Origin of the sequence: Thalassospira sp. NFXS8, assembly GCF_040148805.1 — a bacterium.
In the GTDB taxonomy this organism is placed as follows: domain Bacteria; phylum Pseudomonadota; class Alphaproteobacteria; order Rhodospirillales; family Thalassospiraceae; genus Thalassospira.
On the sequence record NZ_JAGEMF010000002.1, the window covers coordinates 504600 to 519591 of the forward strand.

Consider the following 14992-nt stretch of genomic DNA (forward strand, 5'->3'; position numbering starts at 1 on the left):
GATCAATGTATGCGCATTCCTGATAACAAGTACGATGTTGGTGCGGTTTGTTGTTGGTGGAAGAATAAGGTCAGGGTATAATTTTAGTAGTTTGTTGAAGTTGAAAGATCACGCCATTGGTCCAGTTCATATTGATGATTGGCGATTTTGGTTGTCATGATTTCAACGGCATCAGGCCCGACAGGAAAATGAAGCGGCGGTTCATCATCATTTGACAGGCGCACCAGTGTTTGCGCCAGTTTACGCGGATCACCAGGCTGCTGATGGTTATAGCTGCCATAGGTGTTTTTAAGGTTGGTGGCGGTTTCCTGATAATCTTCAATCGTGCTTTCCAGAAAACGAACGGATGATTTATCGAGAAAATCGGTTCGGAAAAACCCGGGTTCGACAATGGTGACGTGAATGCCAAACTGGGCCACTTCCTTTGACAGGGATTCGGAAAAACCGGCAATGGCATGTTTGCTGGCGCAATAAAGCGACCCGCCAGACCCGCCGCGCAACCCGGCGATGGAAGACAGATTGAAAATATGACCCGACCGTTGCCGACGCATGGTGGGCAGCACGGCACGGGTGACATTCATGGCACCAAATACATTGGTTTCAAACTGGGCGCGAATGTCTTCATCGCTTGAATCTTCAAACAACCCGAAATGCCCGTAACCGGCATTGTTGACCAGAACGTCGATTTTGTTGAACTTTGCAGATGCCGCATAAACAGCACTCTTGGCATGGCTTTCGTCGGTAACATCAAGTGTCAGGGCAACGAAACGGTCCCCGGCCGATTGAAACTGATGGGCAAGATTGTCACGGTTGCGTGCGGTGCCAATAACGCGGTCCCCTGCATCAAGGGCCGCTCGTGTGATTTCGGCACCAAGCCCGCGGCTGGCACCGGTGATAAACCATGTCTTGGGCATCAATGCCTCCGTTTGGTCGCTATATGACTGTGATGAAGCCAACTTATCTGATGCAAGGCATTATGCGGTAGACTGATCCCCGCAAAGGATTGCACAATCCTCTAATAAAACCGGTTTGATCGGACTTATTAAGTTGATCGGAACCTGCAATGTTGCCTGATCATCGGATTTTTACCCTGTCATCACCGCCTGGAGACGAGCCGCAGGAGTATCGTTCGGCTTCAAAAAGTAACGCCGACGGGCAGGGTTTGCCGTCGGCGTTAACAAGTGCTTTTAACCGTTTAACAGGTAAGGATGTGTCGCAGCAGGGATAGGGTCACCCCATGATATGATAGCCGCCGTCTATGTGAATGACATCGCCTGTAATGGCCCGCGACCTGTCGCTGGCTAAAAATGAAGCCAGATCGCCGATTTCGTCGATTGTAACCAGGCGGTGTTCGGGCGAACGGGTGCGGGCCTGTGTCATCAGGTTATCAAATTCGGCAATGCCCGATGCCGCACGGGTAAGGAGCGGGCCGGGCGAAATGGCATGGACGCGAATGCCTTGTGGGCCGAGTTCTGCCGCCATATAGCGCGTTGCCGATTCAAGAGCTGCTTTAACCGGTCCCATAATGCCATAATGGTCGATCACGCGTTCCGATCCCATATAGCTAACGGTCAGCAAGGCGCCGCCATCGGCCATGAGCGGTTCTGCCCGTTTGGCAATGCGCTGAAATGAATGGCAGGAAATATCCATTGCGGTTAAAAAACCGTCGCGCGAACAATCAACCACGCGGCCATGCAAATCATCCGCCGGGGCAAAGGCAATGCAATGCAGGACAAAATCGAGTTTGCCCCATTTTTCACCAATATCGGCAAACAGGGCGTCGGCCTGGGCCTCATCGCAAACATCAAGCGGTGCAATGATCGACGCATCGACATTTTCGGCCAGCGGACGGACATATTTTTCCGCTTTTTGATTAAGATAGGTCACGGCAAGGTCGGCACCGTCGCGTCGGAAAGCCTGTGCACAGCCATAGGCGATGGATTTATCGTTGGCGATGCCAATCACCAATCCTTTTTTTCCTGCCAGCATCCAGATACCCCTTTTGAAATTTAAATCACGCTGCAATTGCGAAAGTTTTTAAAAAGATCGTGTCAGAAGAAAGTCTAAACCAGTTTGCGATGCAGCAAATGGCAAAGTTAAGTGACATTGAATATACGACCTATGCAAGTGGCACATAGCCGAACCGATTGAGAAATCAAATTTTTTACATTCCAGACGTAGTTTTTGAGCAGGCGATAAGCTATGTGTAAGTCTGGATGAAGGCGGCGTTTTCGTGTGTTTTTCTTTCCCAGGGTGGCGCTGCCGGAGTCCCAAAGCAAAGTGATAATCCGAGGTGTTTAGTATCCGTCGCAAAGACGGGTGCAGGCGGTTCTGGCAAACAGAACCGACAAAAAGGGAAATACGACATGAAAGCCCGAACCGACGACCCGAAACGGGAAGTCATTGACAAAGTTGTCGAGCAAATTCACCTGCGGCTGGCAGGAGACGTGGCGAAGGATGCAGAAGCATTCGTTCGCCTTTTTTATAAGAACGTTCCGCCCGACGATATGGCCGGACGCTCAGTCGATGCCCTTTATGGCGCGGCATTGACGCTTTATAAATTTGCCCGCACGCGACCGACCGATAATGCTGCCAAGATCCGGGTTTATAATCCGGACCTGGAAGAGCACGGCTGGAAATCCGATCACACCGTGATCGAGATGATTAATACCGATATGCCATTTTTGGTGGACTCGGTAACGTCTGCGCTGAACGAATTTGATGCCACCGTTCATCTGGTGATTCATCCGATTATTCGAATCGCGCGAGATGGCGATAACATTTTACAATCTGTCAGCAGTGTTGAAGACTCCGATGCACCACGTGAATCGGTTATGCATGTCGAAATTGACGAGCAGACAGATGAAAATACCCTTCAGGCGATTCATAATCGTCTTGAAGATGTCCTGACCGACGTTGCCCTGGCGGTGCAGGACTGGCAGCCGATGATGTCACGGGTAAAGGAAGTCCTTTCCCAGATTGAACAGGCGCCCGAAGGCATTTCAGAAGATGCCGTGCAGGAGACCCGTGATTTCCTGGATTGGCTCTATGATGATCATTTCACCCTTTTAGGATACCGCGAATACAAGTTTAGCGGTGAAGGCAAAAAGGCCAAGGTCGACGTTAATACGGACAGTCAGCTTGGTATCCTTCGTCGTGAAGGGACCCACATATTTGATGAATTGCGCCAACTGGGCAAATTATCGCCCGAAGTGCAGGACTTTGTTACCAAACCAAACCTTTTGATGGTGACGAAGGCCAACAAACAGTCAACAGTTCATCGCGCTGTTCATCTTGATACCATCGTTGTTAAACAGTTTGATGAAACGGGTAAGGTAATTGGCCAGCACCTGTTTGTCGGCCTTTTCACATCGGTTGCCTATAATTTAAGCCCGAAACTGATCCCGCTTTTACGCATGAAGCTGGCCGAAACGGTCAAACGTGCCGGGTTCCCGCCCAACAGTCACGATGGCAAGGCGCTGGTCAATATTCTGGAAACCTTCCCGCGTGACGAACTTTTCCAGATCGAACTTGATGACCTTTACCACATCTGCATGGGTATTCTTCATTTGCAGGAACGCCAGCGCATTGCCCTGTTTGTGCGCCGTGACGCCTTTGAACGGTTTGTATCGTGTCAGATTTTCTGCCCGCGGGACCGTTTCACGACCAAGCTGCGCATAAATTTCCAGCGGGTGGTGGAAGAAGCCTTTAATGGCACGGTATCGGCCCATTACACCCAGATCGGCGATTCCCCGCTTGCGCGTTTGCATGTGCTGGTACGAACCACACCGGGCGAACTGCCTGAATATGAAGTCCAGGACATTGAAAAACGCCTGGTCGAGGCCGCACGGGACTGGAATGACACCATGCGCCAGGTTTTGGTGCGTGAAATGGGCGAAGAAAAAGGCCTGTCACTTTATCGGCGTTATGGCGATTCCTTTGCTACCGACTATCAGGACCGTTTTTCCGTGGAAACTGCGGTTCTTGATATTGAACGGTTTGAAGATGTTCTGAATTCGAACGATTTAAGGGTTAATCTTTACCGACCGATTGAAGCGGCTGAAAACGAATTACGCTTTAAAATTTATAACCCAGCCGCACCGGTGCCCCTGTCTGATGTATTGCCGATGCTGGAAAATATGGGTTTGAAGGTGATCACTGAAAACCCGTTTGCGGTAACCCCGCGTGACGGTGCTGTCGGTGTGCGCATTCATGATTTTGGCGTCATTGTTGATGGCACGTTTACGCTGCATGAAGTGCGCAACAAGTTCCAGGAACTGTTTGTGCGCATGTGGCACGGCGAAGTTGAAAACGACGCCTTTAACCGCCTGGTATTGCTGGGGGGGCTGGATTGGCGCGAAGTTGTTATATTGCGGACTTTTGCCCGGTACATGCGCCAGACCGGGTCGGCCTTCTCGCAGGATTATCTGGCAAAAACGCTGGCAAATAACGCAGCCCTGGCAACGTCGCTGGTGGAATTGTTCATTGCCCGTTTTGACCCGGACCGCGATCTTGGGCTGGAAGCCGAAATTGGTGCGATTGAAAGCGATATCCTCGCCCGGCTTGATGACGTGATGAACCCGGATGAAGACCGTATTTTGCGGGCTTTTCTTAATCTGGTGCAGTCCAGCCTTCGTACCAACTATTTTCAGGTTGGTGCAGATGGCAATCCCAAGCCGTATCTGTCGATCAAGTTTAATTCTGCCGAGGTCGAAGACCTGCCGCTTCCGCGCCCCTGGCGCGAAGTGTTTGTCTATTCCCCGCGTGTTGAAGCGGTGCATTTACGTGGTGGGCCGGTCGCCCGTGGCGGTATCCGCTGGTCCGATCGCCAGGAAGACTTCCGCACCGAAATTCTGGGGCTTGTAAAGGCACAGATGGTCAAGAATGCCGTTATCGTGCCGGTCGGTTCCAAAGGCGGCTTTGTCGTCAAACGTCCGCCGGTTGATGGCACGCGCGAGGCTTTCCTGGAAGAAGGTATTGCCTGTTATAAAACGTTGATGTGCGGCCTGCTTGATATTACCGACAATATCGTCGCCGGTACGGTGGTGGCGCCAGAGCGGGTCCGTCGTCTTGATGAAGATGATCCCTATCTGGTGGTGGCTGCCGACAAGGGCACTGCGACATTTTCCGATATCGCTAACGGCGTTGCGCGTGATTATGGCTTCTGGCTGGATGATGCCTTTGCATCGGGTGGCTCGCAGGGCTATGACCACAAGAAAATGGGCATTACGGCCCGTGGAGCATGGGAATCCGTCAAACGGCATTTCCGCGAAATTGGCAAAGACATCCAGAAGGAACCCTTCACTGTTGCTGGTGTTGGCGACATGTCGGGCGATGTATTTGGTAATGGTATGTTGCTGTCCGAACAGATCAAACTGATTGCAGCTTTTAACCACCTGCATATTTTTGTCGATCCTGATCCGAACCCGGAAACCAGCTTTGCCGAACGCAAACGCCTGTTCGATTTGCCGCGCTCTAACTGGGCGGATTACGATGAAAAGCTGCTATCCAATGGCGGTGGTATTTTTGATCGCCGTGCTAAAACACTGGATCCGTCGGCCGAAGTGCGCAAATTGCTGCATTTGGGCAGCGGTAAAGTCACCCCGGCCGATATGATGAAAGCCATTTTGAAGGCTGAAGTCGAATTGTTGTGGTTTGGTGGTATTGGCACATACATCAAATCGGGCAACGAAAGTAATGCCGATGCCGGGGACCGGGCCAACGATGCCATTCGCATCAATGGCGGCGATGTACGGGCCAAGGTGATTGGTGAAGGTGCTAATCTGGGCTGCACGCAACGGGGGCGGATTGAATATGCCCATCACGGTGGCCGCCTGAATACCGATGCGATCGACAATGCCGGCGGGGTCAATTGTTCTGACCACGAGGTCAATATCAAGATCCTGTTGGGGGAAGTTGTCGCCAATGGCGACATGACGGAAAAGCAGCGTAACAAGTTGCTTGAAGACATGACCGAAGAGGTTGGTGAACTGGTGCAGCGCGATAACTATGTGCAAAGCCAGGCCATTTCCAACATCTTTGCGGGTGGGGGTGATGCCCTTGACGCCCAGGTTCGCCTGATCAGGATGCTGGAACGCGAAGGGCGCCTGAACCGTGAAATTGAATTTTTGCCCGATGAAGAGGAAATCACCCGGCGTTTTAATGCCCATGAAGGCCTGACCCGGCCGGAAATTTCGGTACTGATGCCCTATGCCAAACTGTGGCTGTATGACGAAGTGCTAAATTCCGACCTGCCTGACGACCCGGTTCTGGTCGAGGAACTGGTGCGGTATTTCCCGACGCCGCTTCGTAAAAAATACGCCGATGCTGTGTCACACCACCGTTTGCGTCGCGAAATTATTGCCACAGTTGGCATTAACAGCCTGGTTAACCGGGTTGGTGGCACCTTTGTTCACGATATGATGGAGGCCACCGGCTTTTCTGCCGTGGATGTGTCGCGTGGATACCTGATTTCGCGGGCGGTGTTTGGCCTGCGTGATATCTGGGCTGGCATAGAAACCCTGGACAATATCGTTGCTGCCAATGTGCAGACCGAAATGTTTAAGGATGTCGGTCGCATGGTCGAGGACGTGACATTATGGTTCCTGCGTAATTGCGAGGAATTGAATGTTGGTTCCAAGATTGAACGATTCCGCCCGCAGGTCATGCGTGTGATTGAAGCGTTTGATCAAATCATTCCTGGCGATGCAGCCATTCGTAATGGTCTGAAACAACGGGTGGATCACCTTAAAAAACAGGGTGTGCCCGAAGATTTGGCCAAACGGGTGGCCGCAATGCCACAAATGGTGGCCGTGTGCGATATTGTGCGGATTGCCGAAGGGGCTGATCGCGATGTCCTTGATGTCGGGGCGACGTATTTTGCCGTTGGCTCGCGTTTTCAGTTGGGCATTTTGCGGGCTGCCGCCGAAACGGTGGAAGCCGAAACCCACTGGCAGAAACTGGCACGCAATGCTGCAATTGATGATCTGTTTGGTCATCAGCGTGAATTGACCCGTGTGGTTCTGGCCGAAGACCAAAACGGCATCATCGGCCCCGATGCTGTTGAACAATGGGTCACGGCGCATCAACGTGGCACACAGCGGTGCGATCAGCTGATCGACGAATTACGCGCTGTCGGCCAGATCGACCTTGCCATGATCACGGTTGCCAACCGTCAGATCAGGGCTTTGATTGGCGGATAAGCGCCCGATCAAATATCTTGCGAAAGCACAAGGCGGGGGCGGCAACAGTTGCCCTCGCTTTTTTATGGGCATGTTATACCAATTGTCGATGAATTCTTCTCATCGACAATTGGATAGGCACACGGCGCCGCGCGACCAATACCGCAAAATGAAAGGGCTTTGTCGGGCCCACCCGCCGATTGAGAGGCTTGCGGATCGGTTTCGATCAACGAGCTTTGGTATTGGATATTGCCGGGTGGTTTCTTGATGGCCGTCAGGCTTGAAAACCGGGATTTTACCTTTTGGTTCCGGTTGCGTTAACGACTGCGACCTAATTCACAACGAAGCTGCTTCCGGCTTGTGCGAGGCATAAAATGGCCTATCTTTTGGCCGATAAGCCGAATGGAGGAAGACCAGTATGAATTATGTGCGGACCGGATTGTTGCTGGCGGGCATCACAGCGCTATTTGGTGTGGTCGGCATGATGATCGGCGGGCAGCAAGGCATGATTATTGCCTTGTTATTTGCCGGGGCAATGAATGTGTTTGCCTATTGGAATTCCGACAGCATGGTTTTGCGTATGCGCCGGGCCCGACAGGTAGATGAAAATTCCGCCCCTGAACTGGTGGGGATTGTGCGCCAGCTGGCCCGGCGGGCTGATTTGCCAATGCCCAAGGTTTATATTGTTGAAAACCCGCAGCCTAATGCCTTTGCTACCGGGCGCAACCCCGAACATGCGGCGGTGGCGGCAACCACCGGGTTGTTGCAATTGTTAAATGCCAACGAAATTGCAGGGGTGATGGCCCACGAACTGGCCCATGTCAAAAACCGCGATACATTGACAATGACAATCACGGCGACCCTGGCAGGGGCGATATCGGCCCTGGCGAACTTTGCCATGTTTGCCGGTATTTTTGGCGGACACCGTGAAAACAATAACAACCCGCTAGGCGGATTTGGAATGATTCTGGTCGCCATTTTGGCCCCGATGGCGGCAGGCCTGGTGCAAATGGCGATTTCGCGTACCCGCGAATATGAAGCCGACCGGATCGGGGCGGAAATTTGCGGGCATCCGTTGTGGTTGGCCGATGCCCTGGGGCGGCTTGATCGCGGGGTGCATTCGGTGCCCAACCCCGATGCAGAGCGCAACCCGGCAACGGCACATATGTATATTGCGAATCCGTTATCGGGCAAAGGCATGGACAGTCTGTTTGCCACGCACCCGGCGATGGAAAACCGTATTGCAAAACTGCGCGCAATGGCTGGCGCAACGGTTTCCGCAACCCGGCGCCGTAAACGGCCCTGGGGTTGAAATTTATCCGCTCATTTCCTATTCTTTGGTATTGGTAATTTATACACCGTTAATAATTGACGGAGACCTGTTTGCGTTTGATCATGTCCTTGTCAGATATGGTTTTCGTTGTGGCTCAGTATATTGCCGGGAAGGAATAGCGGAGGATGGCCGGTTTCTGGTCAACACTCGGTCTTGTGTTCAAAGCGGTGTTCGGGGTTGTGCCGGGGGAAACTGTCCCTAATCCGCTGGCGCCTTATTCACACCGACATTCGGGTGATCCGCAATTTGTTTGTGGCATTGCCGATTTTGGCACGGCGGGGCAGGATATTCAGGCTGCGATCAAGGATTGCCTGTCGGATTTTACCGCGTTTTCCTGTGTGACTGTTTCCCAGCAATTGTCGATTAGCGCCGATGCGGTTGATCCGTTTCATGCTGTACGTGATGCCCAGAACTGGGCCTGGAACGCAGCTTTGCGGCAAAATTGTACGGCGCTGTTATGGGGGGTGGCTGCGCCGGACCAAAATGGCGTTAATGTCTGGCTGGCCAACCGGCAAAACACGTTTGCTCCTCACGAGCTGTTTTTGTCACAAAAATACAGTTTCAAATTACCTCTGGCCGAAGATTTCACACAGGCAATACAACTGCTATTACGTGCAACATCCCTGCGTCAGGTCGATGACCCGGCCCGGCGTATGGTGATTTCGACCGAACTGTGCAAATCGCTGGAACAGCAGCAAGACCGGGTTCGTAACCTTGATCTGCTTGATGAATGCGGTGACGGCGTGGTTTTGTGTTTTGCATCGGCGGCATTGGCATTGGCCGAAAATGGCGATCGAAGCTGGTGCCAACTGGCATCCGAGGCGCTGGAACCTTTGGTCGCCCGATGTTTTGGTTTTGATGATTGTGGTGACCGTGACCGGTTGGCCATGATGATTTCGGTGGCCGGGCAATCGGGCGTTGATCAGCTTCAGCCCGAAGACATTGCCTTGTTGGCACTATATGGCCATTTGCTGAACTGGTCTGTTTTGGGCAGCTCGGCCACCCGTGTTTCAAAATTGGCGGTCGAAATCTGGCGGATATTGCATCGCCGGTTTGAATTTGCAGCTGGTGCCAGTGTTGCACAGGCTGTTTGTTTGATGCGTTTGGGAGAAGCTAGTGGTGCCCAGGCCCGTGAAACCCGGGATCCGGACCTTGCTGCCGAAGCCATCAATTATCTGCGGCGGGCCCTTGGCGCGACGGATGCCAAAACCTATCCGGTACTATATGGGCTGACAGCCTATCATTTGGGCGATGTTTTGATTGCACACGGAGAACTGGCAAAAACCGGCATTCTGTATGAAAGCATCATTCCATTTTTTCAGGCGACCCTAAAAGTATGTTCCCGGCGGGAAAATCTTTATCTGTGGGGGCGGGCGGTGTTTGCCCTGGCAACCGTGCAGGCCATGCAGGGGCGTGAAAACGGTGACGTGGGAATTTTGCGGACGGCAAAAATGAATTTCATACAGGCCCAGCAGAACCTTGAAGAAGCGGGCGCGCGTTCTGCGGCGCGTACTGCAATGGGCGGGCAAATGCGGGTTGAAACCTTAATGGCCGAAATGTCCGCCCGGGAGGACGAGGGGGCATCCTCTTCCTCCCCGCGTCAGGCCAAGGTTGCCGGATAATATCTGCCATATCCTGCTTTTGACGTATGGCTTCGGCTTTATCTGATATGCTTGTGTAATTGTGCCAAAACCATAAAGCCTGTTGATCAAAACCGATTTGTTTCGCGCCTGATGTGACATCGGGCTTAACAAACCGTCGAACTTTTGCCGCATACATAACGCGCAATCTGTGGGGATTATTGTGCCATCGGATATGGCACATTGGCATTTTTGCCAGCATCGGATGATTATGGAGAGGGTAAAAGCACGACAGGATTGCCCATAAAAAAACACCCCCGCAATTCATCAATTGCGGGGGTGTTTTGTGTGGCAATGATGCCAGACCTGTTAGTTGCGCGAATTACCAAAGAAACGCAGCAACATGATGAACAGGTTGATGAAATCAAGATACAGCTGCAAGGCGCCAAAAATGGCCTTCTTGCCAGCGGTCGTGGCATCGTCGTTTTCCCAGTAGCTTTCCTTGATGCGCTGGGTGTCATAGGCGGTCAGACCGGTAAAGATCAGAACACCGGCAGCCGAAATGATAAACTGCAACATGGTGCTGCCAAGGAAGATATTCACAACGCTGGCAATGATGATCCCGATCAGGCCCATGAACAGGAAGCTGCCCCACGCAGACAGATCCTTTTTGGTGGTGTAGCCATACAGGCTCATGGCACCAAAAGTACCGGCGGTGATGAAGAAGGTGCGGGCAATGCTTTCACCGGTATAAACCAGGAAGATGGACGAAAGCGACAGCCCCATCAGCGCGGCATAGGCCCAGAACACGGCCTGTGCTGCAGGCATGCTCATTTTGTGAATGCCAAAGCTAAGAACCATGACCAGCGCAAACGGTGCCAGCATAACGATCCAGGACAAGCCGGAACCGAACACAGCCTGCATGAAAGCAGGGCTGCTGGATGCTGCCAGTGCGACAATACCGGTTAAAGCCAGCGCAGACGCCATGTAGTTATAGACGCGCAGCATATAGGTCCGAAGACCGGCATCAATGTCGGCCGCCGACTGGCCAGCCGAGACAGAATAGCCGCGTCGTTGCGTTTCGAAAGCCATTGAATTCCCTCATATGATCCAGATTGAGCGGGATTGTGCTTACAACCCGTCACTGGTCAAAATATGGCAGGATTTGCCTGAAAAGCAACGATTGCGGGCTTTTGCGACGGGCTGTGGGTCAAACGGTTGTGATTTTGTTCACAATTAAAAATATGACAAAATAAATCATGCGCCAAAATTCTCGCTATAGTTGGGGTGATAAAAGGAATCGGATTACTGTAGGGGGAGTAAGGGATTTCGTATGGAATTGAAAATAAACACTTTAGTTAAAAGTATCAGCCAAATGCGCAACGCGCTGTTTTTGGCCGCAGTGATCATATTTGGCAATTTTATGATCATGTCTGCGGCGGCTGATGCCGAAGTGAATGTTTCCTTATCAAAACAAAGTGATCAATTGGCAGCCGATTTTTGCGCCGATCCTGCTTTTGATACGCAGCCTTGTCCGATTCTTCCTACCGACATTGCCCAGTTTGACGCCAGTTTTATCTATCGCTTTGTTGGGCCGGAGTCCCAGCGCCCGTTCGATCAGTTTTCGTGGCAGTCTTTTATCGCAATGACATGGCCGTTAACGGCCAACGGTGTGGCGTTGCCCTATGGGCAGGCCGCCCATCCCGCGAAGGGAGATGTGCCGCGTTGGCAACGTCTTGTGAACCGTGATCAATTAATCACGGGGGAGGGCGGTGTTTCACCTTTTTCCCGGGCGGAGGCTTTTTGTGGTGCGGGCGATAGTCCTTCAACCAGCCTGCCACCAAAACCTGCCGATACATTGTTATTATATGCCTTTCATCAGGCAACAGGCGATGTGCTGGTCGACCAGGGGGGAAATTATGTTCTGTATGAAACCAGGTTAAACGATGTTGCCGCTGGTTATATCCGCGATAGCCAGCTTGCATCATTTACAGGGCGCAGCAGGCGGGCGGAAACCGGCAGTGAAATTTCGTTTCCGATGCAAGACCCAAATAAACAAGACCCAGGCAAAAATGCCGATGGTTCCGGTGATATGTCGGGTAAGGAAATTGCAGGTGGGGATCGGCAGGTTTTAAAAAATGTGGAAGGGCACCGTGTTGGACCCGGGGCAACGTTGTTGAAGTTTGCCTGGCGGGTGTTAAGCCCCGATGATAATCCCGCGCAGTTTCTAACCCGTAACGCCCGGCTGTTTGTGCCAGCCCGCGACAGTGTTACGCGAAACCCGTTTTGCCGCGATGTGGTTGTCGGCATGATTGGCATGCATCTGGTTCAGCGGGTTGTTAGTGGTAATGGCGATCGCTGGATCTGGTCAACATTTGAACATGTCGCAAATGCCCCATTGGCAGTCAACGCGCGGCGACCGAACAGCTTTATTGCCAAAAAACTGTTCCCCGACGGGTGTTTTGCACCAACCGGGCAGGAGCCCGGCATATTGCAAACCGGCAATGAGAAAAACATTGCAAATCTGCAACGATTTAACCTGTTCGGCATGGCAGGGGGTATAAACATCCCGTTGGAGCAGGCGAAAAACCGACCGTCACCAAACCCGGATACAACAATGATGAAAACCAAAATAACGGGTGTGGCCGCGACGACAGGCGCAGGCACAATGCCGGCTGTGGCAGGATCTGGTGGCGAAACGGTTAATCAGGGCGTTGTCCGCCCTGCGTTGTGGGCAGAGCACGCACCTTATGCCGTTGACCAAACCGGGCAAGCGATTGCCCCGTCGCAAATTGTGCGTTGCTGGCGTGTGTTTGAAGGAACGGACAAAACCAACACCCTGTGGCATCAGGCGTTGGCTGGTAGTGTATGGGATAACTATTTTCTGGTCGGCACCCAATGGATTGGTAATGGCGGTGGTGCGCCGTTTGGCGTAGGTGAAGTGCCGCGGTTTTTAAGTAATGTGGCACTGGAAAGTTTTATCCAGCATCAGGAAACCGGAACCTGCCTTGGTTGTCACAGCACGGCCCGTAGCGATGCCGGGCAATTGGCTAATTTTACGTTTGTGCTGGCACCGGCGAACTGATCCGCAGTTTAATATTAGAAAAAGCAACAGAATAGTTCTGTTTCCCCGCATTCCGTCATAGGATGCGGGCGATAACAGCAATCTGTCGTAACAGACCCGAATAACGGGCAAGACAGATTTCAGGCAGGGAGGAAACATGCTGCCAGCAGGCGATGATTATGCGGCACAGGAGCGGGATTTTGCCTGGGAAGTGCCGGAATTTTACAATATCGGTGTCGATGTTTGCGATAAATGGGCCGATGACCCGACACGTTTAGCCCTGATCCACCGTCGGGGCGACGGGACGCGCCGTGATTACAGCTTTGCCCAGATGCGCCGTTTGTCCAATCGTTTCGCAAACGTTTTATCGCGACATGGGGTAGGGCGAGGCGACCGGGTGGGCATATTGCTGCCGCAATGCCCGGAAACGGCAATTTCCCATATCGCGACTTATAAACTTGGCGCTATTGCGGTGCCGTTATTTACCCTGTTCGGGGTGGATGCCCTGGAATACCGGCTGGGTAACTGTGCGGCGCGTGTTTTGGTAACAGATTTGGCCGGGGCACGCAAAATTGCCGAAATCCGTGATCTTTTACCTGCCCTTGAACATGTTTATGTCATCGATGGCAAACCCGACGATTGCCTGGACTTCAAGGCGTTAAGTTACGAAGCCAGCGATGATTTTACCCCGGTTAAAACCCGCGCCGATGACCCGGCCCTGATCATTTACACATCGGGCACCACCGGCCAACCCAAAGGCGCGCTTCATGCGCACCGGGTGTTGTTGGGTCATTTGCCCGGTGTTGAAATGTCGCACGATATGTTTCCCCAGCCCGGTGATTTGATCTGGACGCCAGCAGACTGGGCCTGGATTGGCGGCTTGCTGGATGTGTTAATGCCGGCTTGGCATCACGGGGTGGCGGTGGTGGCCCACAGGTTTGAAAAATTCAGCCCCGAACGCGCCTTTGCCTTGATGGCCGAATATGGCGTGCGCAATGCGTTTTTGCCGCCAACAGCCCTTAAGATGATGCGGGCCGCCCCGCAAAACGTGATTGCACAGCATAATTGCCATTTACGTTCCATTGCCAGCGGCGGCGAAACCCTGGGGGCTGAAATGCTGCAATGGGGGCGCGATACATTTGGCTTAACGATTAACGAGTTTTACGGCCAGACCGAATGCAACATGATTATCAGTTCATCGTCGCGCCTTAAGGCGACATCAGCGGGCCATATGGGGCGTGCTGTGCCGGGCCATGATGTGCGGATTATTGATGAAACCGGAACCGAAATGGCCCCGGGTGAGGTTGGTATGATTGCGGTACATCGCCCGGACCCGGTGATGTTTTTGCAATATTGGCGGAATGACGCGGCCACACAGGCCAAATTCATTGGCGACTGGATGCTGACCGGGGATTTGGGGGCCAGGGGCAAGGATGGTTTTATTCGCTTTGTTGGCCGTGAAGATGACGTGATCAGTTCTGCCGGATACCGCATTGGCCCTGGCGAGATTGAAGATTGCCTGATTGCGCACCCCGCCGTGCACATGGCCGGTGTGGTTGGCAAGGCAGACCCGGTGCGCGGGCAGATTATCAAGGCATTTGTGGTGCTAGGTGATCAGGATCAGCAAAGCGATGCCTTGGCAGGGGATCTTTCAGACTTTGTTCGCACCCGGCTGGGCGCACATGAATATCCGCGTGAAATAGCCTTTGTCGATGCCTTGCCGATGACGGCAACGGGCAAGGTCGTGCGCCGGGCCTTGCGCGATATGGCTTAGGTTTTGGTGTATGGCTTGGCAGCGTGCTGGGCCATGAAAATCGAATCGTATGCGATTTGA

At 52.7% G+C, this 14992-nt stretch carries 8 protein-coding genes; 5 read left to right on the forward strand and 3 right to left on the reverse strand.

Going from position 1 to position 14992, the window contains the following annotated elements; all coding sequences use genetic code 11:
- Positions 1 to 83: 83 nt before the first annotated feature.
- Together J4E05_RS11600 and fabI are read right to left on the reverse strand one after the other, a co-directional pair.
- The gene (locus J4E05_RS11600; RefSeq protein WP_085589940.1) at positions 84 to 914 is read right to left on the reverse strand and encodes an oxidoreductase; all 831 of its coding nucleotides are present in this window, start codon (positions 912 to 914) and stop codon (positions 84 to 86) included.
- A 316-nt stretch (positions 915 to 1230) separates the two neighbouring features.
- Positions 1231 to 1989, reverse strand: a complete 759-nt coding sequence (fabI, locus tag J4E05_RS11605; protein ID WP_349595642.1) for an enoyl-ACP reductase FabI — start codon at positions 1987 to 1989, stop codon at positions 1231 to 1233.
- Positions 1990 to 2366: 377 nt separating this feature from the next.
- On the opposite strand from fabI, the gene J4E05_RS11610 reads away from it, so the two are divergent.
- The 3 genes from J4E05_RS11610 (at position 2367) to J4E05_RS11620 (ending at position 10136) form a co-directional block, all read left to right on the forward strand.
- On the forward strand, positions 2367 to 7202 hold the full coding sequence (locus J4E05_RS11610) for an NAD-glutamate dehydrogenase (protein ID WP_349595645.1): 4836 nt from the start codon (positions 2367 to 2369) through the stop codon (positions 7200 to 7202).
- A 397-nt stretch (positions 7203 to 7599) separates the two neighbouring features.
- Positions 7600 to 8493, forward strand: coding sequence for a zinc metalloprotease HtpX (gene htpX, locus J4E05_RS11615; protein WP_349595648.1), 894 nt, complete (start codon positions 7600 to 7602; stop codon positions 8491 to 8493).
- 146 nt (positions 8494 to 8639) lie between these two features.
- Positions 8640 to 10136 (forward strand): hypothetical protein, encoded by a 1497-nt coding sequence (locus J4E05_RS11620; RefSeq protein WP_349595650.1) that lies wholly within the window; start codon positions 8640 to 8642, stop codon positions 10134 to 10136.
- A gap of 327 nt (positions 10137 to 10463) precedes the next feature.
- Here J4E05_RS11620 and J4E05_RS11625 read toward each other — a convergent pair whose 3' ends face one another.
- On the reverse strand, positions 10464 to 11186 hold the full coding sequence (locus J4E05_RS11625) for a Bax inhibitor-1/YccA family protein (RefSeq protein WP_349595652.1): 723 nt from the start codon (positions 11184 to 11186) through the stop codon (positions 10464 to 10466).
- 241 nt (positions 11187 to 11427) lie between these two features.
- Here J4E05_RS11625 and J4E05_RS11630 point away from each other — a divergent pair, with 241 nt between their 5' ends.
- Both J4E05_RS11630 and J4E05_RS11635 read left to right on the forward strand, forming a co-directional pair.
- Positions 11428 to 13179, forward strand: coding sequence for a hypothetical protein (locus J4E05_RS11630; protein ID WP_349595655.1), 1752 nt, complete (start codon positions 11428 to 11430; stop codon positions 13177 to 13179).
- A 136-nt stretch (positions 13180 to 13315) separates the two neighbouring features.
- Positions 13316 to 14932, forward strand: a complete 1617-nt coding sequence (locus tag J4E05_RS11635) for an acyl-CoA synthetase (protein WP_349595658.1) — start codon at positions 13316 to 13318, stop codon at positions 14930 to 14932.
- Positions 14933 to 14992: the final 60 nt, after the last annotated feature.